24 protein-coding genes are annotated in these 22,553 nt (G+C 43.4%); 12 read left to right on the forward strand and 12 right to left on the reverse strand.

From position 1 onward, the window contains the following. Positions 1 to 3 precede the first annotated feature (3 nt). Positions 4 to 348 carry a hypothetical protein gene (locus tag LUCIF_RS14685; protein WP_122628641.1) on the reverse strand — a complete coding sequence of 115 codons (345 nt, stop codon included), beginning with the start codon at positions 346 to 348 and terminating at the stop codon, positions 4 to 6. Between the two features lie 335 nt (positions 349 to 683). On the opposite strand from LUCIF_RS14685, the gene LUCIF_RS14690 reads away from it, so the two are divergent. Together LUCIF_RS14690 and LUCIF_RS14695 are read left to right on the forward strand one after the other, a co-directional pair. Then, complete coding sequence (locus LUCIF_RS14690; protein WP_207857750.1) at positions 684 to 971, forward strand: ArsR/SmtB family transcription factor; 288 nt, start codon at positions 684 to 686, stop codon at positions 969 to 971. Between the two features lie 138 nt (positions 972 to 1,109). Further along, a complete protein-coding gene (locus LUCIF_RS14695; protein WP_122628643.1) occupies positions 1,110 to 2,051 on the forward strand; it encodes a cation diffusion facilitator family transporter in 942 nt (313 codons plus the stop codon). A gap of 76 nt (positions 2,052 to 2,127) precedes the next feature. On the opposite strand, the gene LUCIF_RS26115 is transcribed toward LUCIF_RS14695, so the two are convergent. Both LUCIF_RS26115 and LUCIF_RS14700 read right to left on the reverse strand, forming a co-directional pair. Further along, the gene (locus LUCIF_RS26115) at positions 2,128 to 2,304 is read right to left on the reverse strand and encodes a hydrogenase maturation nickel metallochaperone HypA (protein WP_165866012.1); all 177 of its coding nucleotides are present in this window, start codon (positions 2,302 to 2,304) and stop codon (positions 2,128 to 2,130) included. A gap of 133 nt (positions 2,305 to 2,437) precedes the next feature. Then, on the reverse strand, positions 2,438 to 2,626 hold the full coding sequence (locus LUCIF_RS14700) for a hypothetical protein (RefSeq protein ID WP_126720601.1): 189 nt from the start codon (positions 2,624 to 2,626) through the stop codon (positions 2,438 to 2,440). A 269-nt stretch (positions 2,627 to 2,895) separates the two neighbouring features. On the opposite strand from LUCIF_RS14700, the gene hcp reads away from it, so the two are divergent. After that, complete coding sequence (gene hcp, locus LUCIF_RS14705) at positions 2,896 to 4,530, forward strand: hydroxylamine reductase (protein WP_122628645.1); 1,635 nt, start codon at positions 2,896 to 2,898, stop codon at positions 4,528 to 4,530. A gap of 37 nt (positions 4,531 to 4,567) precedes the next feature. Then, the gene (locus LUCIF_RS14710; RefSeq protein WP_122628646.1) at positions 4,568 to 5,794 is read left to right on the forward strand and encodes a DUF438 domain-containing protein; all 1,227 of its coding nucleotides are present in this window, start codon (positions 4,568 to 4,570) and stop codon (positions 5,792 to 5,794) included. A 106-nt stretch (positions 5,795 to 5,900) separates the two neighbouring features. Here the strand turns inward: LUCIF_RS14710 and LUCIF_RS14715 are convergent, their stop codons facing one another. Then, positions 5,901 to 6,125, reverse strand: coding sequence for a hypothetical protein (locus LUCIF_RS14715; RefSeq protein ID WP_122628647.1), 225 nt, complete (start codon positions 6,123 to 6,125; stop codon positions 5,901 to 5,903). Positions 6,126 to 6,176: 51 nt separating this feature from the next. Further along, on the reverse strand, positions 6,177 to 6,923 hold the full coding sequence (locus LUCIF_RS14720; RefSeq protein WP_207857743.1) for a ribosomal protein L7/L12: 747 nt from the start codon (positions 6,921 to 6,923) through the stop codon (positions 6,177 to 6,179). A gap of 647 nt (positions 6,924 to 7,570) precedes the next feature. Between LUCIF_RS14720 and LUCIF_RS14725 the strand changes: the two genes are divergently transcribed. Then, entirely contained in the window at positions 7,571 to 7,900 is a 330-nt protein-coding gene (locus LUCIF_RS14725; RefSeq protein WP_122628648.1) for a CGGC domain-containing protein, read from the forward strand. Between the two features lie 137 nt (positions 7,901 to 8,037). Here LUCIF_RS14725 and LUCIF_RS14730 read toward each other — a convergent pair whose 3' ends face one another. Beyond that, positions 8,038 to 9,213, reverse strand: coding sequence for a CdaR family transcriptional regulator (locus LUCIF_RS14730; RefSeq protein WP_122628649.1), 1,176 nt, complete (start codon positions 9,211 to 9,213; stop codon positions 8,038 to 8,040). Between the two features lie 204 nt (positions 9,214 to 9,417). On the opposite strand from LUCIF_RS14730, the gene LUCIF_RS14735 reads away from it, so the two are divergent. The 6 genes from LUCIF_RS14735 to LUCIF_RS14760 all read left to right on the forward strand — a co-directional run bounded on the left by LUCIF_RS14735 (position 9,418) and on the right by LUCIF_RS14760 (position 16,842). Then, positions 9,418 to 10,755, forward strand: coding sequence for a GntT/GntP/DsdX family permease (locus LUCIF_RS14735; RefSeq protein WP_122628650.1), 1,338 nt, complete (start codon positions 9,418 to 9,420; stop codon positions 10,753 to 10,755). A 30-nt stretch (positions 10,756 to 10,785) separates the two neighbouring features. Next, positions 10,786 to 11,625 carry an MBL fold metallo-hydrolase gene (locus LUCIF_RS14740; protein WP_122628651.1) on the forward strand — a complete coding sequence of 280 codons (840 nt, stop codon included), beginning with the start codon at positions 10,786 to 10,788 and terminating at the stop codon, positions 11,623 to 11,625. Between the two features lie 66 nt (positions 11,626 to 11,691). Beyond that, a complete protein-coding gene (locus LUCIF_RS14745; protein WP_122628652.1) occupies positions 11,692 to 12,885 on the forward strand; it encodes a glycerate kinase in 1,194 nt (397 codons plus the stop codon). A 193-nt stretch (positions 12,886 to 13,078) separates the two neighbouring features. Continuing rightward, complete coding sequence (locus tag LUCIF_RS14750) at positions 13,079 to 14,584, forward strand: glycosyltransferase family protein (RefSeq protein ID WP_122628653.1); 1,506 nt, start codon at positions 13,079 to 13,081, stop codon at positions 14,582 to 14,584. Between the two features lie 47 nt (positions 14,585 to 14,631). After that, a complete protein-coding gene (locus tag LUCIF_RS14755; RefSeq protein WP_207857745.1) occupies positions 14,632 to 15,750 on the forward strand; it encodes a tetratricopeptide repeat-containing glycosyltransferase family 2 protein in 1,119 nt (372 codons plus the stop codon). A gap of 162 nt (positions 15,751 to 15,912) precedes the next feature. Beyond that, entirely contained in the window at positions 15,913 to 16,842 is a 930-nt protein-coding gene (locus LUCIF_RS14760) for a collagen-like protein (protein ID WP_122628654.1), read from the forward strand. A 435-nt stretch (positions 16,843 to 17,277) separates the two neighbouring features. Here LUCIF_RS14760 and hgcB read toward each other — a convergent pair whose 3' ends face one another. The 6 genes from hgcB to LUCIF_RS14790 all read right to left on the reverse strand — a co-directional run bounded on the left by hgcB (position 17,278) and on the right by LUCIF_RS14790 (position 21,627). Continuing rightward, complete coding sequence (hgcB, locus tag LUCIF_RS27020) at positions 17,278 to 17,583, reverse strand: mercury methylation ferredoxin HgcB (RefSeq protein WP_207857747.1); 306 nt, start codon at positions 17,581 to 17,583, stop codon at positions 17,278 to 17,280. 18 nt (positions 17,584 to 17,601) lie between these two features. Continuing rightward, complete coding sequence (gene hgcA, locus LUCIF_RS14770) at positions 17,602 to 18,747, reverse strand: mercury methylation corrinoid protein HgcA (protein WP_122628655.1); 1,146 nt, start codon at positions 18,745 to 18,747, stop codon at positions 17,602 to 17,604. A gap of 88 nt (positions 18,748 to 18,835) precedes the next feature. Further along, positions 18,836 to 19,177, reverse strand: a complete 342-nt coding sequence (locus tag LUCIF_RS14775) for an ArsR/SmtB family transcription factor (RefSeq protein ID WP_122628656.1) — start codon at positions 19,175 to 19,177, stop codon at positions 18,836 to 18,838. Positions 19,178 to 19,574: 397 nt separating this feature from the next. After that, entirely contained in the window at positions 19,575 to 20,072 is a 498-nt protein-coding gene (locus tag LUCIF_RS14780; RefSeq protein ID WP_122628657.1) for a cysteine hydrolase family protein, read from the reverse strand. Positions 20,073 to 20,184: 112 nt separating this feature from the next. Next, entirely contained in the window at positions 20,185 to 21,048 is an 864-nt protein-coding gene (locus tag LUCIF_RS14785; protein ID WP_122628658.1) for a fumarylacetoacetate hydrolase family protein, read from the reverse strand. Between the two features lie 45 nt (positions 21,049 to 21,093). Further along, complete coding sequence (locus LUCIF_RS14790) at positions 21,094 to 21,627, reverse strand: YbhB/YbcL family Raf kinase inhibitor-like protein (RefSeq protein ID WP_122628659.1); 534 nt, start codon at positions 21,625 to 21,627, stop codon at positions 21,094 to 21,096. Between the two features lie 225 nt (positions 21,628 to 21,852). Here LUCIF_RS14790 and LUCIF_RS14795 point away from each other — a divergent pair, with 225 nt between their 5' ends. Beyond that, complete coding sequence (locus LUCIF_RS14795; RefSeq protein ID WP_122628660.1) at positions 21,853 to 22,530, forward strand: GntR family transcriptional regulator; 678 nt, start codon at positions 21,853 to 21,855, stop codon at positions 22,528 to 22,530. Positions 22,531 to 22,553 lie beyond the last annotated feature (23 nt).

A 22,553-nucleotide genomic window follows, 5' to 3' on the forward strand; every position in this document is an offset into this window, starting at 1 on the left:
ATATTACCTCAAACGCCACATCCATTTTGAGTCAATTGCTCCATTCCCTCCATACCAGTTCTGCTTCATAGCTAGTATCGCCCAGCCTTCTTTAAGTTTATCTTCTAAAGCGTATTTAACTCTAAAGAATTTATAGCTTAATTCTGCTTCTTTGTAGTCATTATTAATAGGACAGTTCGTTCTTTGCACCTGTTCAATACTAATAATATTTCCACCTAATGATTTAATTTCTTTTTCTATGATACGCATACGTTGATTGTAAACACTTCTAGAAGTCGCTATAAGCATCCATGAGGAGATTATAACTCCACCTACAAGGGTTAAAAATAACGCTACCTGTAATTCCATTTTTAATACCTCCAAACCAAAATTATTAATCTTATGCTTCTTATTAAACCACGCTTTATGATTAATTCAAGTGACTTTGCTTCAAACATACACTTTAATGCTTTAATTGTCACTTCCTAGAAAATAGTCTGGATAATATTGAAAGAGGTATTGGCCGACGCGCTTTTAAACAGGCTCGATTCGGTAAAAATTATTGACCAAATAACTTGGAGTGATATATTATAATACATGAATATACGTTCATGTATCGAGGTGATTATATGATAGAGCACGAATGCGATGTGTGCGAACAATTATGCGAACATCCCCAGAATATTTGCCTTGCTAAAGCCGAAATGCTTTCCGAAGATGCGGTTCATAAACTAGCTGAGACATTTAAGATACTTGGCGATTCTACCAGGATAAAGATTTTGCACGCGCTGTCCAAGCGGGAGCTTTGCGTTTGCGATATTGCCGCCGTAGTCCAGATGGGGCAGTCGGCAGTATCGCATCAACTCAGGCTTTTACGCAGTTCCCGTTTGGTCAAGTACCGCAAGGAGGGCAAAATGGTCTGGTATTCGCTTGATGACGATCATATATCGCTGCTACTTTCCCAGGGCATCAAACATATAGCACACAGATAGAGTGATGACTATCAAACCCAAAATAAGTTCATCGCCTGATACGCCAATTATTAGTTGAGGTATCAGGAATAATAACACGGATGCGAATTCAATTGTAGAGTCCTAATGTATTGGAAATTGACAAAGGAGACTATATTTATGGAAAAATACAGTCACGAGCATCATAATGGACACAATCATGAAGACGTATTTCATTCACACGCGCCCGCAGGTAAATTAAAAACCGCATTTGTCTTAACACTTATTATTTTGATTGTCGAGTTATTCGGCGGCTTCATTTCCCATAGTCTGGCGCTGTTATCGGATGCCGGCCATGTGCTTACCGATATCGCCGCCATTGGACTGTCCTGGTATGCTGTCAAGCAGTCGGAAAAATCAGCGAACGAAAAGCTGACATACGGATATTTCCGGGCAGGTATTTTGGCTGCTTTCATAAATGGTATAACCCTAATATTTATTACTCTCTGGATTTTATGGGAAGCATATAATCGCTTTCAAAACCCTGAGTTGGTCACCCCGACCTGGATGTTTGTCAGCGCGGGTGTAGGGCTTATTTTAAATCTGTATCTTGGCTTGGGCATGCGTCATGACGAAAACATTAATGTCAAAAGCGCGGTTCTCCATATGCTCGGGGATGCTGCCGCATCTGCCGGAGTCATAATTGGAGGCATCATTATCTCTTTTACCCATTGGTATGTCATAGACCCGATTTTGAGTGTGCTTATCGCTTTATTAATTGCCTTCGGGGCCTGGAACATTGTGAAGCAGACCGTCAGCATATTAATGGAAGGTACGCCTGCAGGGGTTGAAATTTCCAAGGTTGTCGAGACCATCCTCTCCGTGGCTGAGATTCAAGATGTTCATGATTTGCACGTTTGGACAATAACAACCGGGAGAAATGCCTTGTCTTGTCATGCCGTTGTGGATAGCAATTTTACAGTGAAGGAACTGCAAAACATTTTACGGGATGTCGAGCACCGGCTACTCCACCTAAATATTGGTCACGTGACAATTCAGATCGAAGATCAGTGTCACCCTTGCGGTAACTCACTACTTTGCTGCAAGGGAGAAAGAAAATAAGTTCCTTCCTGTCTTGAAATAAAAAAAGCCGCCAGACAGGCAATCTGGCAGCATCATTCTAAATGCTTTCATTTCCTTACCAAATGTTTTTCCATAATCTATCCTCTTCACTTGGAAATTCATCCACATGATAGATATTAGTACTACCGCATTTGGGACAGCATTCTAAATATCCACCGTCGCCTATTGGTTTCAATATTGCTCCCTCGGTCTCAAATACTTTTCCACATTTCATGCATTTTGCAACTGCCATTTTTGTCTCCTCCTCCCGGCTACTACTTATAGATTGTACATTCGCAGACAGAATCCTTTTATAAAAACATGAGACAAAACAAAAAAGTCGCCTTGGTCCGAAGACCAGAGCGGCTTTTTGCTATTCCTGAAACTTAGCCATTAATATCAAGGTCGAAATGGTTATCCGATACGTGAAGATGGAATTCGTTTTCATTGTCTTCGTGCCAACGATACCAATCATGCCATTCTCTGGCGTGTACTTCCCGCCAGTGTCTGTCACCGCTATGCTCTCTCCATTCCCGGTCACGCTCGCGCCATGACCGCTCATGGTCTCTCCACATTTGCTCGTGGTACGCCCGGCCGTGATGATGATAGCCGTCAGCGTATGCGGCTAAAGGAAAGATGCTAACGGCAACGAGAACTGCTAATAAAACGAAAAGCTTTTTCATCTAGAAACACCATCCTTTATGATTTGCCTTAATCATAAGGGATAACTGTGACAAAAGCATGACAAGATAAAAACGTATTTTTTACTTCCTGCGGTAACACCCTATTAGGGAAGAGTGCTGATAATTTACAGATCAGATAGGGAAAGGGAGATGAACTCGATATGTTTTGTAATCAGTGCGAACAGACCGCCCGGGGAAAAGGCTGCACCGTGCGGGGGGTGTGCGGAAAAACGCCGGAAGTGTCCGACATGCAGGACTTGTTAATGCATGCATTACGAGGTCTGGCTCATTTTGCCGGCGAGGGGCGGAGAGTGGGCGTCATAGACCCGGATACCGACCGGTTTACTGCCAAGGCCATCTTTAGTACCCTTACGAATGTCAATTTTGACGCCAAGCGGGTACAGGAGCTGATTGAGCAATGCGTTGGACATCGTGAGCGTCTGAAGGAAAAGGTGGCCAGCGCCGGCGGCAAAACCCGGTTTGAGGACCCGGCTGCTGGTTTCACACCCGCTGCCAGCCTGGACGAGCTGATAAAACAAGGCCGGTCGGTCGGTCAGGTATGGAACTCCAACCTTGATGAAGATACCCAATCGGTTCAACAGATTCTAGTCTTTGGCATCCGGGGACTGGCTGCCTATGCGGACCATGCCGCTATTCTCGGCCAGGAGGATGCCAGCGTGTATACCTTCATCTATGAGGCGCTTTCCAGCCTGGTCAGAACAGACCTCTCCCTAAACGATTGGGTCGCTCTTGCCCTGAAGTGCGGGGAGGTAAATTTTTTGGCTTTGGAACTGCTTGACAAAGCGAATACCAGTGCATACGGGCATCCGGTACCGACCCCGGTCCCGCTGGACCACTTGAAAGGGAAATGCATTCTCGTTTCGGGCCATGACCTAAAAGACCTGGCCGGTTTATTAGAACAGACCGAGGGCAAAGGAATTACTGTTTATACCCATGGTGAAATGCTTCCCGCCCATGGTTATCCAAAACTGAAAGCGCACAAACATCTCTATGGCCATTTTGGCACGGCATGGCAAAATCAACGCCAGGAGTTCGAACGGTTTCCCGGGGCTATTCTCATGACTACCAACTGTATTCAAGAGCCCAGGGATGTTTATCGGGATAATATATTTACCACAGGTATGGTGGGATGGCCCGGTATACAGCATGTAAAGAACGGAGAATTCGGACCGGTAATTGAAAAGGCGCGGGCAATGCCGGGTTTTGGAGCAGATGAGGATAAGGGCAAGGTTATGGTGGGTTTTGCCCATAATACCGTCCTCAGCATAGCGGACAAAGTCATAGAAGGTGTGAAAACCGGCGCCATCAGGCATTTTGTTTTAGTAGCCGGTTGTGATGGCGCTAAACCGGGGCGCAATTACTATACTGAGCTGGTGGAGAAATTACCCGGGGACACGGTGGTCTTAACCCTTGCCTGCGGCAAATTCCGTTTCTTTGACAAACAACTGGGCGATATAGGCGGTATTCCCAGGCTTTTAGATGTAGGCCAATGCAACGATGCTTACTCGGCAGTTAAAATTGCACTGGCTCTGGCCAGCGCATTTAATTGCGGAGTTAATGAACTGCCCCTTTCCCTGGTGCTTTCCTGGTACGAGCAAAAGGCGGTTTCGATCCTGCTGACTTTGCTTCATCTCGGCATAAAGGACATCCGCCTTGGCCCCAGTTTACCCGCTTTTGTCTCCCCCAATGTTCTTGATGTGTTAGTGAAAAACTTTGGCCTCAAACCGACCAAAACGCCGGATGAGGACATCGCCGCCATTCTGGGGCGGAAATAACAGGACAAATTTTGCAACAGATCGGGGGAGGTAAAACATGAGTGAGCTGATCAAAAACCGGGAATACAGACAAAAAGCGGTCAAGGAGATCATTCGGGAACTGCATCAGGGCAAACCGGTAGAGGAAGTAAAAGAAAAGTTTGATGCGATTGCCAAGGATTTGGAGCCTGCCGAACTGTCGCTTATTGAGCAAAGTCTAATCAATGAAGGACTGGCGATAAAGGAAGTCCAACGGCTGTGCGATGTGCATGCCGCTGTTTTCCGTGATGCCTTGGAAAAGAATCCTGAGTTGTCTGTTCCGCCCGGACATCCCGTAGATATTTTAGTTCATGAGAACCGGGCAATTGATAAACTAATCAGACAAGAGGTAATGCCCATCCTTGGCGAATTGGCGCAGGCGGCAGCCGAAACTGAAAAAGCGGCCGTTTTGAAGCTGGCCGAAAAACTGAATTTGCTTTGGGATGTGGATAAACATTATCGGCGTAAGGAAGATTTGATTTTTCCCTTTCTGGAAAAGTACGAGATTACCGGTCCGCCCAAAGTGATGTGGGGTGTCGATGATAAAATCAGAGACCTGCTAAAAGAAGCCAAAAGTTTGATCAGCCATTATCAACCGGCCAACCGGCAGCCGTTGGTCGCCAGGATGGAGGAAGCCATAGCCCAAATTGATGAAATGATTTTTAAGGAAGAAAAAATTCTTTTTCCAATGGCGGTCCAAACCCTGAGCGAAGATGAGTGGTATCAAGTCCTGCAGGACAGCGACGAAATCGGATATTGTCTGGTCGAACCCCGCCGCAACTGGAAACCGGTGCGCGAAAATGTGACTGCCGGCAAGGACAGTCTGGCCAACGGGTATGAGCAAGGTTATATCAAGTTTGGAACCGGTGTCCTTTCTCCTCAGGAGATTGAGCTTATTTTCAGCCACTTGCCGGTGGATATTACATTCGTTGACAAGCATGGGGCGGTCAAGTTTTTTTCCGCCGGCAAAGAGCGGATTTTTCCCCGCGCCAGGACTATTATCGGCCGCAAAGTAGAAAACTGCCATCCTCCTGCCAGTGTTCATATTGTGGAAAAAATCGTTGAGGATTTCAAGAACGGCAGTAAGGACCAGGAAAATTTCTGGCTGGAATTGGGCGGGAAGTTTGTCTATATCCGCTATTTTGCCGTAAAAGACGAGACAGGGGATTTTGCCGGTGTCCTGGAAGTTACTCAGGATATAAAGCCAATTCAGGCCATAGCAGGGGAAAAGCGGATTGCGGATTAGAAAAAATAAAGGGTAGCACTAATTACGGCACCAAAGTAATCAGTACTACCTTTTGTTATTGGATCAATGCGTATAGTAGATGGTCTTCTTTGGATATATTACATTTTTATTTTACCCATTCTCTATCTGTTTCCCATACCCAAAGACGAAGACTGCCGCAAGATTTACATATATCAGCATATACCGGCTCGCATTGCTGCATCCCCAGCAGTGCGTCTTTCTTGCCATATACCGGACCTACAGTGTAATGCGCATCCGAGTGGGCTCTCACAAATTTAACCCCCTTTTCAATATCTTTACTGCCGCAATAGATACATTTTTCATTATCCACAGTTAATCCCCCTCAGTTTATTCGGCATTTAGGTTAATTTCCATATTGTAACTAATACCAGCCAAAAAACCGTCCTTCTAAAAGTAATGCCATGACTGCAGCAAATACTGCTGATATCCACCAAAAAACAGTTCCCCGGTAGGAACAAATTGTCATGAGAACTAAACGGCACAGCCAAAACAGTATTGGAAAAAGTATCATCTTTCCCAATATATCCATCAGAATGAACCCCATTTGCACTGTGAAAGGGAGACCTACCTTTCCATAGGGGCTGCCTGCAAGGCTGTAGTGCCCTGTGTTTCCCGTAACCAGATTAAGTAACATCGCCAGAAAGATGCCGCAAACAATAATACCCATGGTTCCCAAATATAAATGCCAGATCGTGCCAATTAAACTGTTTCCCGCAGGCTCCGATTGAGCCTGTGGTTTTGGTGTTTCTAGTTTTTTTGATCCTGCAGCTACAATCTCAACTTGGGCACCAACGTTGGCAAATTGCAAACGGCTTGCTTCGGCCTCCTTGTAAGATACACCCGCTTGAATAATAGATGGTATCATATCTACTAAGTCTTTAGCTTTTTTAAGACCCAGACGGGGAGCTATATCGCGAATAACATTAATCGTGCTGATTTTATTGGGACCGGCGTTAACAAGTATTAAATCAAACTCCGCAGTATTCTTCTGTACCACCTCCCGTAGCATAACTTTAGTTCCGCAGTACAGGCAAAAACCGCTTTCCCCAGCATCGTCGAGCTGAATTTCTTTACCGCAATTTGTACATCTAGCTGTTATTAGTGACACACTAATTCCTCCCCGTAGTTTTGTGCTTACCAGCGGATTAGTAAAACTCTCCCACCCCAGGTCCTTTCCCCTTTTGCTTCACTTGCACTCGCACCTTAAAAATAATACTTTGATTTGGGATAAAACAAAACTCCTGCCAAATTCTATATATTAGGACAGAAGTTTATTATTCATTCGTAACGTGGCTCAATTTTTACCGGCTATAATAAAGATTGTTAATAAATCTCACTATGAAGCCTATAACTTCTGATTTTAGCAAGTGTTCAAAAAACTATTTTCCTATTACTTCATGAATTCCCATATTCCTCCTTTGTTTTAAATAAAAGGGATAAAAGTCCCTATTTACTAGGACTATATAACCATATGGAAAATTTTCCTTTTTAAAGATTACAACAATTTTGTGACAAAAAGGTGACAAAAAAACCGGCCATTTACCGATAAATCTTTATTATATCCGGACGGGGTTATCGACACACAGGGTCATTAACCCCATCCCCTGCCAGTTTTCCATCAGGATGTCTCCGGCGGCCGTTGACTTTCTTCAGCCTGTCAAGATCAACGATCCCCTCCCGCGGGGGGATGGAAGGATTTTTGCATCTACCGTCGAAATATCTTTGAAAACCTATTTTTCCCGAGGAGGGGTATTTGTGAAAGTCGGTATTCTGCGATGCCAGCAAACAGAAGACCTATGTCCGGGCTCTACCGATTTTAAGGTAGCTAAAGAGGGAACCCTTGCTTTCCAGGAAACAGGGCCGGTTGAAGTCATCGGGTTTGTTTCGTGTGGTGGATGCCCTGGCAAGAGAGCGGTAGCCCGCGCGAAAATGTTGGTAGACAGAGGCGCTGAGGTGATTGTGTTCGCATCCTGTATGTCCAAAGGTAACCCCATTGGCTTTCCTTGCCCGCACTTCGCCCAAATAAGGGAAGCAGTCGCAAAGAAGGTTGGGCCGAACGTCAAAATTATTGATTGGACCCACTGAAGAGAATCTAGAAAGCAATCGTCGCTCCTGTCAATCCAGAAAAGGGACGTTGTTTTTTAAAGGCCCTTAAAACCAAGTAATACAAGGTTTTAAGGGCCTTATTGCATCTTTTGAAGAAGAAGCAAGGTGCGCTCCTATTAATCTATGTGAAGATGATTAAAAAGTAGTCTGAGCAAGATTGCATCCTCTATGCAATGGGATGGGTCTAATCCTGTTTCGTTTCTCAGGCAGTCCAAGCGGTACAAGAGGGTATTACGATGGATATGAAGACAAGCGGCCGTTGCTTTGACGTTCAGATTGTTGTTTAATAGCGCTAGAATGGTTTGTTTCATTTCTTTATTGTGGAAATTTGTGCCGGCAAAAGATTTTACGATATACTGCAAGGAAGGTCGTATGGAAGTTTCAACAGCCTTATTTAGTGCATAACGGACGATGATATCATGGTCATATATGGTGCGAATGCTTGCATGCTTAGTGCATTGTGTCAGGCAATATTGGGCTTGTTCATAAGAAATATGATATTCGCAAAGCGAATTTGCGACAGCGCCTATACCGCAAAAGAACTCGATTTGATTGTTCATGGAAAGCGTAGCAAGCAATCTTTCCGCCCATTGATGAATTTCTTTGTTCTCAAACGCTGTAAAAGCTTTGAGAATAATTAATTTTTCTCCCAGCACTATGGCCAAATCTTGTTCGGAAAGTAAAACATTTTCATTGATTCTTTGGATAGCTATATTGGTAGTACGTTCTAGAACCAATTCGGATGATCCGTATTCAGAAGTGTAACTGTTAATTAGTTTTGCTAAGTCAAGCAGTACCACTGTACGGGGCAGATCTAAGTTTAGTCCCAGCGTTTTAGCGATTCTTTTTATTTTGGGTGGAATCTGGTCGGCAGTGTTGGAAAGGATAAAATCCACGAATTTTTCACGCAGTAAATATTCCGAACGGATTTCTTTTTGCAGTAATTCATGTTCTAAGATCAGCTCGGTTATTGCTTTCACAAGATAGCTGATCGAACGTACTTCATCCGGATTTCCGAACACTCCGACTACGCCGATTATTTGGTCATCAAATACAATAGGCAGATTTACGCCCTGTAAAGCGCCGGGGTATAACGGAAGCTCGTTAGGTGAGATTTCAATCACGGATTCGGTATCAATAACATCTTTAGCGCCTTTATGAAAGGTTTTATAACGGTCGGGATGCCCGGTGGCAATAATGATGCCTTCGCGATTAAATATATTTACATTTCTGTGTACCAAATTCATTACGGTATCTACTATTTTTTGTGCTAATTCATCCGATAAGACCATTCCGTTCCCCCTTCTAATTTAGTTATTTTGCACAAAGAATATCAATAATTATCAGATTTTTCTGTTTTAACAACAATTGTCTGACTGCCATGGAAGCTTTACAATTATTATATAAGGTAATTCAAAACTATTAAAGTCTTAATTTTCGTAAAAGGAGGATATTTGTGCAAAAGAACTATATGTACTAAAGGAAGGAGAATGGGAATGGAAACTGCAGGAATGATTTTAGTTTTGGTGCTGGCAATTGCCTTAATTATTTTTTTAACGGTGCGCATTAAAGTGCATGCTTTTGTTGCTTTGCTTACTGCTTGTTTTTTTATCGGATTTTTTACGGGAATGCCATTAGATAAGATTTTAAAATCCATTGAGACAGGTATCGGGGGATTCTTGGGTATGCTGGCCCCCATTCTGGCCCTGGGGGCTATTGTAGGTAAAATGATGGAAATATCAGGCGGAGCAGAACGGTTAGCCCGTACTATGATCCGCGTGTTAGGGAAACGAAATACGCATTGGGCCCTTATGATTGTCGGGTATATTTGCGGGATACCGGTCTTTTTCCAGGTAGGTATTGTGCTTTTGATGCCATTATTGTTTTGTGTGGCCATTGAAGCCGGAATGTCTTTGGTAATGATTGGAGTCCCCATGATTATTGGGCTTTTGACGGTGCACTGTATGGTTCCGCCCCATCCGGCTGCTACTGCGGTTGCAGTTGGATTGAATGCGGATATCGGCAAGGTAATTTTATATGGTCTTATTGTAGGATTCCCGGCTGCAGCTATTGCTGGACCAGTTTTTGGCAAAATGGTAGGAAATAAATTTACATTAAATCCGCCGAAACATCTTTGCAAGACTGAACCTACTCCGGAAGCAGAACTTCCGACGTTTGGGATTACACTGCTTACTATACTCTTTCCTCTTATACTAATGATTTCCAAAACCCTTTTGGAGTTTTTCCTTGGTAAAGCGCATCCGGCAATGATCTATATTAATTTTATTGGTTCTCCGATTACAGCGTTGTTTTTAGCAGTACTCTTGTCCTATTGGACGCTTGGGGTAAACAGGGGTATGTCTATGCAGCAACTGCAAAAATTCAGTGAAGTTGCCATAGGGCCGATGGCGGCGATATTACTGGTTATTGGCGCCAGCGGGGCTTTTAATCAAATTTTGATGGACAGTGGAATCGGCAATGCTATTAAATCAGTTTTGATGGCTTGGCACATTAATCCTTTGATATTGGCCTGGTGTGTTGCCGCTGTTATGAGGTTTGCCGTAGGGGGTGCAACGATTGCCATGATTACGGCAGTAGGGCTGGTTACGCCGGTTTTGGCGACGTATCCGGGGCTTGACCCGGCTTTGGTAGCTGTTGCGATTGGCGCCGGCGCTATTGGATTTTCCCATGTGAATGATCCGGGGTTTTGGTTTGTAAAAGAATATTTCGGCATGCAGATGGGAGATCTTTTTAAAACTTATACGTTATCTACAACAATCGCTTCCGTTGTGGGATTGATTTCGCTGCTGTTATTTAGCTTAGTTATAAGCTGACATACATTTTATTAGGAGGAGGCATTTTTATTGAAATTAACAGTTGTTGTTGATAATTATGTTCCTATTTCAACGCCAAGCCCTTTTTTGGGCGAGCATGGTTTTTCCTTGCTGATTGAACTGGATACAGCAAAAATTCTTTTAGATACCGGACAATCGGACGCGGTGGTAAAAAACTTAAGTTTGCTTGGCATTCATCCAAACCAGTTGGACGCGATTGTGTTAAGTCATGGCCACTATGACCATACAGGAGGACTGCGTTACCTTTTACAGCATCGAAGTAAACCCATTCCTGTATATGGACATCCGGATATTTTTCAAAACCGTTATTCGGTTGCCGGAAACCGCAGGTGTTATATTGGCGTTCCTGATACTAAAGAGGATCTTACAGCGTTGGGAGCTATATGGCATTTAACGGCTAACCCAATAGAAATAGCTCCGCAACTTATATTTAGCGGCGAAATTCCGCATGTAACGGCATATGAAACAGGGGATGACAAATTAGTTGTTAGCAACGAATGCCAATGCGATTGCCAGGATGAAATTAAAGATGATATATCTCTGTATTATTCTTGTCCGGACGGTTTGGTGGTAATAGGAGGATGCACGCATTCCGGATTGGTAAATACGGTGGAGAATGGGTTTCAGCTTGCCGGCCAGACGCAATTAAAGGGCTGGATTGGCGGTACTCATCTGGGTCCTGTATCGAAAGACCAGCAAGATAAGACTTTGTCTAAAATAGAAGAATACGCTCCGGAGTTTTTAGCGGCGGGGCATTGTACCGGCTTAGGCATGATGGCGGAATTGCAAAGATGCTTACAGGAACGGTTTATTCCCGCCTTTTTAAGTCAAGTCATTAAGGTGGACTGATTTACGAAAGCCCAGCACATATGCTGGGCTTTTTCATAAGAATTTAGCAGAGGGAAGTGAATCATTGTGCGTATTATTGTTGCACCGGATTCTTTTAAAGGTAGTTTATCGGCGGTTGAAGTGGCCAATGCCATAGCTAAAGGCATTTTAGCTGTTTTTGATGCTGCTGAAATCTACAAAGTACCGATTGCAGATGGCGGAGAAGGTACGGTAGATGCCTTAGTCACAGCGACGCTTGGACGTACTCTCAAAGAAGAGGTAAAGGGGCCACTGGGAGATAATGTAGCAGCTTGCTGGGGGATTCTTGGCGATACTAAAACAGCGGTAATTGAGATGGCAGCCGCTTCAGGCATCACGCTACTGCCGGAAGAAAAGCGCAATCCCTTACAAGCTACGACATATGGAACAGGGCAGTTAATCAAAGCAGCCCTTGACCAGGGACTGCGCGATGTTATTATTGGCATTGGCGGCAGTGCTACGAATGATGGCGGTGTGGGTATGGCCAAGGCTTTAGGAGTAAAATTTTTGGATGCATCGAACAGGGAACTGCCCGACGGCGGCGCTGCTTTGCAGGATTTAGCCCGTATTGATGTTACGGGACTGGATAAACGGTTAACAGAAGCAAATATTATGGTGGCTTGCGATGTAAATAACCCTTTATGCGGCCCTAAAGGGGCATCAGCCGTGTACGGACCGCAAAAGGGAGCAACACCGCTGATGGTAAAAACTTTGGACCGGGCTCTTAGCCATTATGCTGAAATTGCCGCACAAACTTTTGGCAAGGATATTTCCCGGTATGCCGGCGCCGGTGCCGCAGGTGGTTTGGGGGCAGGGCTTTTGCTGTTTACTTCTGCCATACTGCGCCCAGGGGTAGATATTGTATTGGAAGCTGTTCGTTTTGAGGAAAAGGTACAACAGGCGGACTTGGTTATTACCGGTGAAGGCAATACGGATTTTCAAACAGCTTATGGCAAAGCTCCGGTTGGTATTGCCAAAATTGCTAAAAAGTATCATGTTCCGGTGATTTGTTTGTCAGGCGGTTTGGGAGAAGGCTGTGAAAAGGTACTGCAATGTGGAATTGACGGTTTGATGAGTATTGTCCCGCGACCAATGATTCTTGACGATTGTATTATTCATGCGGCACAGCTTACAGAAGCTTCAGCCGCCAGACTATGCCGTTTGCTTGCGGTAGGCAAATTGCTGCAGGAAAAAAGCACCATTGTCAATGGGACGGGGTTCTCGACACACAGGTGTCATTAACCCCGTCCCCCTAACAGTTTCGTTCGCCCCCTAGTTTCGGGAAGGTTGGAACGTTTTTCGCATCATCACAAAAGCATTCGCTGTCATATAATGTATAAGTCAGATATTAACTATATCTGCCGGACACATGCTCCAAATCACAGTTTCCATTCGAACGATAACCTTATAATTCTTATCAAGAAAGGAGTATGATATGACCAATGTTATGATTGCAAGCCCGGTAAGACAAAAACCGATGATCTTAAAGGAGTTCCTCTGGTCTTTAAATCAATTGAAGACAGAAACTCTTGATGTAAAGTATGCCTTTGTTGATGACCATGAAGAGCCCAGCACCCAGTTAAAGGAATTTGCCCGGCAGCATAGTAAAACTACTTTGATTGCAGGAAAGCCGGACGGAGAATATTTAAGAGACGAAATTACCCACTATTGGCCGGAACAACTAATGTGGAAAGTAGCTACATATAAAGATCAACTGCTTGCTTTGGCAAAATTGGAGAATTGCGATTATATTTTTCTAGTGGATTCGGATCTTGTGTTACATCCAGACACACTTATTCACTTAATAAGTCTAGGAAAAGATATCATATCTGAAGTCTATTGGACCAGTTGGAATCCCCAAAGTCCTGCCTTGCCACAAGTCTGGCTTTGGGGGCAATATGAGCTCTACGCGAAGCAGAGGACCGAAACTCTTAGTGAAGTTGAAATCAACACCCGGTCATTCCAATTTCTAAATAGATTAAGAATTCCGGGTACGTATAAAGTTGGCGGGATCGGAGCTTGTACCCTAATCAGCCGTAAGGCACTCGAAGCCGGAGTAAGCTTTCAGGAATTATACAATTTGCAATTAATCGGCGAAGACCGGCATTTTTGTATTCGTGCCGCAGCCCTCGGTTTTGATCTTTTTGCCGATACACACTATCCCCCATTCCATATTTACCGGGAATCGGAATTATCTTTATTGCATTTTTACAAGCTCGACAATTTTCCGGATTACCGTCCAACTAAACCCAGGTTGATCTTAGGCATGTTAGTTCGAAATGAAGCAGGAAAGTTTTTAGATATTGTTCTTAAACAAACGGCTAAATTTATTGATGCCGCCGTTTTATTAGATGATGCCAGTGATGATGCCACTGTGGAACTATGCCATCAAGCTCTTGCTCAAGTCCCCCATAAAATTATCAGCAATCAATTCCCGCAATTTAACAATGAAATCATCTTGCGCAAACAGTTATGGCAATTAACAATTCAGCAAAACCCGGATTGGATTCTAATACTGGATGCCGACGAATTGTTCGAGGACCGTATTGCCTTAGAAATTTATAAATATATTACTAACCCGTATATTGACATAGTTAAGTTTCGCCTCTATGACATGTGGGACCAAGAACACTATCGAGAAGATGCTTATTGGTGTGCCCATAAATATTATCGGACTTTTTTAGTGCGTTACAATCCGAATTTCGAGTATAGTTGGAATGAAATTCCTTTACATTGCGGCCGTTTCCCGTCAAATATTCACTGCTTAAGTTCTTTTGAAAGCGAAATCCGTATAAAGCATCTAGGTTGGTCCACTCCAGAGTTGAAATTAGCAAAATATGCCCGCTACAAGACGCTAGACCCGGATGCAAAATACGGAATTAAAGAACAATATGATTCTATCCTTGAACAAAACCCCAATCTTATTAGATGGAATGAATGATTGTCGCCGGCCAAATTAGCATAATAAACGTCACAGGGAGGAGCCGAATGGCTATATCTGCATTGCCCATATCGGTTAGTCTTTGCATGATAGTTAAGAATGAAGAGCAAAATATTGCACGTTGTCTCAGTTCGGTTTACCCGCTTATGAGCGAGATTATTATAGTAGATACCGGATCTACAGATAAAACAAAAGAAATAGTAAGCCAATTTACTAATAAAATATACGATTTTAAATGGATTGACGATTTTTCAGCAGCGCGAAATTATGCTTTTAGCCTAGCGAATGGGGACTACACCTTCTGGTTAGATGCCGATGATGTTTTGATTCCTGAGGACTATAATAAATTTCATCAAATTTTAATGGCCCTAAACTCTGATGTCGATGCAGTAAGTATGCTGTATAATCTTGCATTTGATGAGCGTGGAAATGTTACCTGCCAACTTCGTAGAAATAGATTAGTCAAGACAACGAAAAGATTCCGTTGGGTGGGTGCCGTTCATGAATATCTGGAGGTATATGGAAATGTTTTAAACAGTGATATTGCAATTTATCATAAACCGCATACGCATGATGCTTATCGAAATTTGTGTATTTATGAAAAAAGATTACTAAATGGTGATACTTTTACCCCTCGAGATTTATATTACTTTGCTAACGAATTATCGGACCATAAATTGTATAACCGGGCCATTGAATATTATGAAAAATTTTTAGCAACAAAACAAGGTTGGGTTGAGGACAATATTGCCGCATGCGGAAAACTTTGCGATTGTTTCTACGCTATTAAAGACAGTAACAACCAATTGAAATATATTTTTAAATCGTTTGAATATGACGTTCCCCGAGCCGAATTTTGCTGTCGTCTGGGTTACTATTTTCTTGAACAAAACGTAATAAATCAGGCCATATTCTGGTATAGGCTAGCAATTCAAGTTGGAAAACCTCCAAACCCTTGGGCTGTAACCAATTGCGCCTGCTATACCTGGCTGCCTCATATTCAACTATGTGTATGCTATTCCAGGATAGGAGAATACGTTCTTGCCAATCAGCATAATGAAGCAGCCGCTGTCTTTAATCCAGATTTCCCTGCAGTAGACCATAACAGAAAATATTTGCAACAATTTATTGCTTCTGATAAGCAATCGAATGACCGTAATATGTAGCATACAATTGAACAACAGTTACATCTTTCTGAAAGTACTTGAAGAATTATCACTTTTTTATATTACTACTATTCATTGCAGAGGCACATATCGTTATTATCACATATAATATTATGTAATTTCTATCTTAACAGTCGAATCATTAAATTAGGAGGTGGTTCCATGAGTAACCTTGATGATGATTTAAAGTCACAAGAAACCACTTTAGAAGAAGAAGAGCGGCATCATCACCACCATCATCATGACCCTACCTTTATTGTAGGAGTAGGACCTCCTGGACCCCCTGGACCTCCTGGGCCACAGGGACCTGCCGGACCACAAGGACTTGTTGGACCACAGGGACCTGCCGGGGCAGTTGGAGCTGTTGGAGCTACCGGGGTTACTGGCCCGGCCGGCGATCCTAGCCCCGCAGGAGCTACCGGGGTTACTGGAGCTACCGGCGCTACTGGCCCGACCGGCGATCCTGGCCCCGCAGGAGCTATCGGGGCTACCGGCACAACTGGCGTTACCGGCACAACTGGCGCTACCGGCGCTACCGGCGTTACCGGCGCTACCGGCGCTACCGGCGCTACCGGCGTTACCGGCGTTACCGGCGCTACCGGCGCTACCGGCGTTACCGGCGTTACCGGCGCTACCGGCGCTACCGGCGCTACCGGCGTTACCGGCGCTACCGGCGCTACCGGTACAGGGGTCGCATCCTATGGATATGTTTATGAGTTGGCGACTATTGCCGATGCAACAGTTCTCGGCGGGGCTGACGTTCCCTTCAGCAATAACGGTCCACTCGCGAATATAAGCCATACAGCCGGTACTACGACAATTACTGTTACTAATGCCGGAACCTATCAAATAAGCTACGACCTTTCTATCACAGCGGGGGTTGGCTCCGAAATTGCCCTGGCAGTAAATGGTACGGTAGATGCTTCCACGCCAGTTTCAGCTTTAATAGCTACAGGCGAATTGAGCGGTACGGCGATGCTAACCTTAGCCGCCGGTGATGTTTTGACGTTGCGTAATAACTCGGCTGTCGCGTTGACCCTATCCTTAGCTCCGAGCGTCGGGGCACAGCTAAATATTATACAGGTAGGTTAGCTGATTATATTTATATAAAAACAGGCATTACGGAATCACAAAGTCCGTAGTGCCTGTTACGTTTTGCTCAAAGGTATCGCACAAAACGCATTATTAGGATTTTTATATGCTATATTGGTATTTTTAGACTAAGAAACTACCTTTTCAGACAATCTTTATAGAAATACGGAAACATTTGTGATAAATTTAACACATAACAACAAGTTAACTAAAAGTTAGGGTGATACTAATCAGGATAATGTAGCATGTAGTCTATACAGGACAGCCCCTAATTGAGTTTGAAAAAATGCGTGCATGAGAGTTCCCCCTCTCATTATATATAACAGTCTGAATGCTTTTTTCTCGGCATCCAGACTGTTTTTTTTGTGATCAAAAATAAAGTGAGATTAACGGTAACAGAAATCTTTACACATTCATGAACAGGGGACAATCTTATTAACCACAGCAAGAAGATTTATTTCCTTCCGACCCACCACAACAAGGAGCGGTTCCTTTTAACTTCCCTTGTATAATGGCTGCGGCACAACCAACCCCGGCCTTAACCGCAAGCGCTTCAACAGGACAATTTCGAACGCAGGCTCCACATTCCATGCACCGGTCCCGGTCACTGATCCAAGCCTTACCTGAATTCAACCCAAAGACCTTATGGGGGCATACATTCAAACACATACCACATCCGATACACTTATTCGCATTTAGCGTCAAAGTCACAACGTTTTTCAAATATGTATGTCTTATCACGGTTCATTCTCCCTTACATTAAAATCCAAGAAACAACCTGCCGACCCAAAGTGCTATTCCACCCACTACGGAAATAATCTGGGCCGGTACTGCAAATTTCATTTCTTTTGCCACGCCGGACAGAGACGTATAGGTGCTGCAGCCGGTAAAATTCATCGCAAGATAGGAAGCAATGGGAGGTAAAATCAAACAGTAAAATAGACCATAACCCCAGCTTGCTTGAGAAGCACTGCACCAGACATATACCCCCGCCCATAATAGCCCCATCAGCCATCCTTTCCAGGAAAAAGCCGGCCCTGGAATGTACGGTAAAAGCAGAGGAACCAGAACTGTTCCTGTTAAAATAGCTCCCAGGTAGGGAATAAAGTCAATCATGGTATGGCTTAACAGACCCAAGGTAAAAGCTTCTTTTCCTACCGCCAAGTTCATCAAAAAAAGAAAGGCGATCAAAATAAGCGCCGGTTTGATGGTACTGACCAATTCGAATGGCGCCAGTACCAAACGATCACGCATATCGAAACGAACTACCCTCATGGCGGCAGTAGCCTTCAATCCTGCACTTATAAATGCAGGGACATCTGCAGCCCTTACCGGGCCATACACCACTTTAAAACCCGACAGTTGCAATACCTTATGGGCAGATACGCCAGGAGCCCCTAACTGGGGCACTACCAAAGTCCGGTGGGTCACAATCTCCGAAAGTTTCACCAGGCTAATGCGATTGACTAACTCTTCGGTCCCGAATGTTCCTTTTCCAGCTGCACACCAAACATTGATGCCTTTAGTATCCAACACCAGAATCCATAGATTAAGGCCTTTTAGTTCAGAGCGAAGCCGGTCAAAACTCATCTTATAGTTAGCCGAGACCAGCACCAAGGAATCGGCATCGGGATTCCCCACTCCATATAAACCGGGCGGAATTTTATAGTTCATCCTCCCAATACCCCATCGCGCTTTCCATGCTCCAAGCCTATCACTTACTGTATATTCAGTACTCACTCGAAATTTTTTTCCTGCGGAAGTTTCTATCTCTCCGGTCATCCAAGGCATATATTTTCCGTTGATATTTGCTGAAGGCATTTGATTACAACAATGGTTTTCATTTTTTTGCGTATCGCCGTTACAAGAACATGAGCATCCTCCGGCAACAGGACCCTTTTCCATAACAATACTCCTCTCAAATTAATTGTACAATTTCTCCCGTAGGCTAATCTTCCTGCTTATGAACCGCTTTTTTGGCGAGCCATCCGGTTTATAATAATTTTTTGAAACCTTCGCAATTATTTTGAACACCCGGCTCACAGATGCGGCATTGCTCCTTGATCACCGATTTTTCCGCAAATTCTTGAAGTAGCGCGCTCACCTGCGCAAATGTCTCCGGGACTAAGCTATAGTAGATCCATTTCCCATCTCGCCGGTCATTGACCAATCCAGCATATTTGAGTGCCCTCAAATGATGGGAAATGGTTGGCTGCGATACTTTAAAGACGCTCAAGATGTCACAGACGCACAATTCTTTTCCCAACAGCAGTTTTATAATTTCCAGCCGGACCGGGTCCCCTAATGCTTTAAAAATTTCGGCTTGTTCCTTCACCTTAGCTCACTCATTTCTCCAAATGTTCTAATAATCCAGCCTTTTATCTTGCTGAGAACCGACCGCACCCCGTTCATAATCTCGCCGTCTGAGCCTTAGAAACCGATAGATCGGTAAGCATTGATGCACATAATTGATTAGATTTATTGATTAGATTTATTGATTATTATCTATATATCTATATGATAGTCAATGGTCAAGCCTTTCGTCAATTAGATAATTGTTAATTATGCCGTTAAAGGTCCAAAAGATCTTCCCCCTATGGTAGCCGTGTCAAAAGGACAGGGTAAGGACGATAAAACCGTCCCAATTCCTGTCCCTTTATACTTTGTCAGCAGACTTATCAACAACCCGGCCGGAAGGTGCTATGCTTCGTCCGTTATTGTCCTGTCTATCTCTATTCCAATGCCTTTTTCAAGATGTTCAGCGAAATGGTGTCGTTGATGCTCTCGACAAAAGGAATGTTTGCCGGATTTATACTGGCGAGGGTCCAGCGCAGCAAGGCGGGGGTAAAGTCTTTATCCAACGCGCCGCGATAGGTGGACAGAATGCAGTATTCGGCGCAAAAACCGCTAATAATGACCGTATCAACGCCCAGATTACGCAGTACTGTTTCCAGTTCGGTTTTGGTAAAAGCGTTGCCATACGTTTTATGAATGCGCCGGTCGGTGGACAGAATCTTGAGCGATTCGGGCAGTTCAAAGCCCGGAGTACCGGGGACTAAGCCTTCTGCCTCGTCGATATGCTGTACAACGATGATTGGCAGCTTCTTTTCCCGGAAAAACGCGAGCGCTTCGTTAATAAAATAGACTGCTTTATGCAGCGAAGTCGCGGTTTCGGGCCCATATTCAAAGAATTTCTGTTGGACATCGACCACCAGGAAAACAGGTTTCATAAAATCACCCCAATATTTCGGCTGGGACAGTGGTTACCCTAGCCGGATTTCTAAAAATCCATTCGCCTTACTTCCTAAAATTTCCTTCTGCAAATACAAAAAAAGGATCCAACTATTTTAGCATATTTATTAAGGTGCCTATCTTCTCAATGGAAACCTCAATTTTATCTCCGGACTTCAGCCAACATTGTTCCTTTTCAGGATAACCCAAAATTACTCCACTTGGTGTTCCAGAAAAAATGATATCACCTGGTTTTAAAGTCATATATTGCGATATATAACTTATAATTTTGGCACAATCAAAAATCATATCACGAGTATTTGAAAATTGCCGAATATCTCCATTTACTTCACATTTGATATCAAGATTGGAAGGATCCACTTCATCAGATGTCACTAAGTACGGACCAATTGGCGCAAAGCAATCACATGTTTTTCCTAATAACCATTGTCCGGTACGAAATTGAAGTTCACGGGCACTTAGGTCATTGCCAACAGTATAGCCAAATACGTAAGAAAGAGCGTCTTCTTTAGAAACGTTCTTAGCTTCTTTGCCAATAACAATAACTAGTTCAGCCTCATAGTCAAATTTCTCTGCTAATTTAGGAAGTTGAATCATCTGCTTGTGAGCGGCTAATGCATTATTGTACTTACTAAACAATACTGGAGATTCAGGAATAACCATGTTACATTCTTTAGCATGGCTCAAATAATTTAATCCAATACAAAGGATTTTTTCAGGGTTAGCCACACTTGGTGCATAAGTAATTTGATCTTCTGATATGGTTTGCACTTCTTTTTTCATCAATTCAGCTAACTGAAGTAAGCCTTTTTTTCCAGTTTCAATTACTTGTTCCATAGTAGTAGGTACAGCAAAAGAATTAATAGCTGCTGCCCTTTCTACATCTATGATACCCTGATCCGCCTTAATTCCTAAACGAATTTCTCCACCTATTTTAAAATTGACTAACTTCATACTCTTTCACCGCCTTATCTTTTTATAATAGCCGAGCTATTGAAATTACCTTATCTCTGCTGTTGCAGTCATAACTGCGCGTCCAAGAGTATGTCCACTCATATTGAATCCAAGGAATGCCGGTGTTGCGTCAGCAGGTACACCTATATCTTCAACATCTAACGCATAAACAACTATTACATATAAATGTTCTCCATGTCCAACTGGTGGAGCAGCTCCTATAAATCTTGCCGCACGTGCATCATTGGGAAGTTGAATTGCTCCTTGGGGCAATTTCGAACCAGTGTTATCTCCGGCTCCAGTTGGTAATTCGGTTACATTTGCAGGAATATTAGCAACTGCCCAATGCCAAAATCCAGCCCCAGTTGGTGCGTCGGGATCATATATAGTTACAGCGTAGCTTTTCGTCCTTTCCGGTGCTCCGGCCCAAGACAATTGCGGCGATATATCTTGACCGCCTTCTACTCCAAATATTCCAGAAAATTGAGGCAATGCAAATGCCTCACCATCTTTAACATCTTTGCTCGTAACTTTAAAACTTGGTACCTTAGGTAACTTTGCAAAAAAAGCTTTACTCATAACCATCCTCCTAATTTTTTAGTTGCAACAAATGCCGCAACATTAGTATCACTAAAGTCAGTATACCCCGCACAATCGTTTTAGTCAATGAGAATCGATTCTTTTACGATAATCGACTTTTAAACAAATATTGTGTATACTATAAACTGTTGATAATATATCAAAAGTAATAAGACTATGTTTTTAAAATACATAGTCTTATTCAAAAAGGATGGTTTTTTAACTATGTCAAAACGAAATGGGTCTTTAACCTTAACTGAAAGTGTTTTTTTACAGCTCCGCACCGATATATTATCAGGTCGTCTTTCTCCTGGTACTCCCTTGATGCCCGCGGATTTACGCGTACGGTTTAACGTATCCACTGCTGTGATACGAGAAGCATTGACACGTTTGGCAGCTCAGGGACTCGCTAAGCAAAGTCCAAACTATGGATTTACAGTGATGACTCTTTCTATATCAGATTTAGAAAATATTACTGAAGCTCGCAGAATTAACGAGGGAGTAGCATTACAATTAGCGATTTCCAAAGGTGATGTTTTATGGGAGTCAAATATAGTTGCACTGCATCATCATTTAGAACAAATCCCTAAATATTCTATGGATAATAATATTCGTGTAAATGATGACTGGTCCATAATACATGGTAAATTCCACCGCGCGCTAATTGAAGCGTGTGATAACCCTGTATTGCTAGATATCTGTAACCGTTTATGGAATATGAGTGAACTTTACAGAAACTGGTCTATTCCGCGTGAGAATAATCGTCCGATAGTTGCAGAGCATAAAACATTAATGCAGGCGGTGCTTGCACGCGACAGTAACCGCGCACTTGATCTCTACAACGCGCATATTCGGCTTACAATAGATATATTAATTGAACATCATGAATCTCATGATAAATAGTGTCAGGGGGGGCGGGGTTATCG

Origin of the sequence: Allolucifera butyrica (genome assembly GCF_900476375.1) — a bacterium.
Taxonomy (GTDB): Bacteria; Bacillota; Negativicutes; order Sporomusales; family UPPP01; genus Lucifera; species Lucifera butyrica.

Excerpts from the sequence above, each read along its gene's own strand:
- LUCIF_RS26115 (WP_165866012.1), bottom strand. The coding sequence starts at position 2,304 with ATGGCAGTTGCAAAATGCATGAAATGTGGAAAAGTATTTGAGACCGAG.
- LUCIF_RS14750 (WP_122628653.1), top strand. The coding sequence starts at position 13,079 with ATGACCAATGTTATGATTGCAAGCCCGGTAAGACAAAAACCGATGATC.
- LUCIF_RS14700 (WP_126720601.1), bottom strand. The coding sequence starts at position 2,626 with ATGTGGAGAGACCATGAGCGGTCATGGCGCGAGCGTGACCGGGAATGG.
- LUCIF_RS14695 (WP_122628643.1), top strand. The coding sequence starts at position 1,110 with ATGGAAAAATACAGTCACGAGCATCATAATGGACACAATCATGAAGAC.
- LUCIF_RS14690 (WP_207857750.1), top strand. The coding sequence starts at position 684 with ATGCTTTCCGAAGATGCGGTTCATAAACTAGCTGAGACATTTAAGATA.
- LUCIF_RS14760 (WP_122628654.1), top strand. The coding sequence starts at position 15,913 with ATGAGTAACCTTGATGATGATTTAAAGTCACAAGAAACCACTTTAGAA.
- LUCIF_RS14685 (WP_122628641.1), bottom strand. The coding sequence starts at position 348 with ATGGAATTACAGGTAGCGTTATTTTTAACCCTTGTAGGTGGAGTTATA.
- LUCIF_RS14755 (WP_207857745.1), top strand. The coding sequence starts at position 14,632 with ATGGCTATATCTGCATTGCCCATATCGGTTAGTCTTTGCATGATAGTT.
- LUCIF_RS14730 (WP_122628649.1), bottom strand. The coding sequence starts at position 9,213 with ATGGTCTTATCGGATGAATTAGCACAAAAAATAGTAGATACCGTAATG.
- hgcA (WP_122628655.1), bottom strand. The coding sequence starts at position 18,747 with ATGGAAAAGGGTCCTGTTGCCGGAGGATGCTCATGTTCTTGTAACGGC.
- LUCIF_RS14795 (WP_122628660.1), top strand. The coding sequence starts at position 21,853 with ATGTCAAAACGAAATGGGTCTTTAACCTTAACTGAAAGTGTTTTTTTA.
- LUCIF_RS14710 (WP_122628646.1), top strand. The coding sequence starts at position 4,568 with ATGAGTGAGCTGATCAAAAACCGGGAATACAGACAAAAAGCGGTCAAG.
- LUCIF_RS14790 (WP_122628659.1), bottom strand. The coding sequence starts at position 21,627 with ATGAGTAAAGCTTTTTTTGCAAAGTTACCTAAGGTACCAAGTTTTAAA.
- LUCIF_RS14780 (WP_122628657.1), bottom strand. The coding sequence starts at position 20,072 with ATGAAACCTGTTTTCCTGGTGGTCGATGTCCAACAGAAATTCTTTGAA.
- hcp (WP_122628645.1), top strand. The coding sequence starts at position 2,896 with ATGTTTTGTAATCAGTGCGAACAGACCGCCCGGGGAAAAGGCTGCACC.
- LUCIF_RS14735 (WP_122628650.1), top strand. The coding sequence starts at position 9,418 with ATGGAAACTGCAGGAATGATTTTAGTTTTGGTGCTGGCAATTGCCTTA.
- LUCIF_RS14785 (WP_122628658.1), bottom strand. The coding sequence starts at position 21,048 with ATGAAGTTAGTCAATTTTAAAATAGGTGGAGAAATTCGTTTAGGAATT.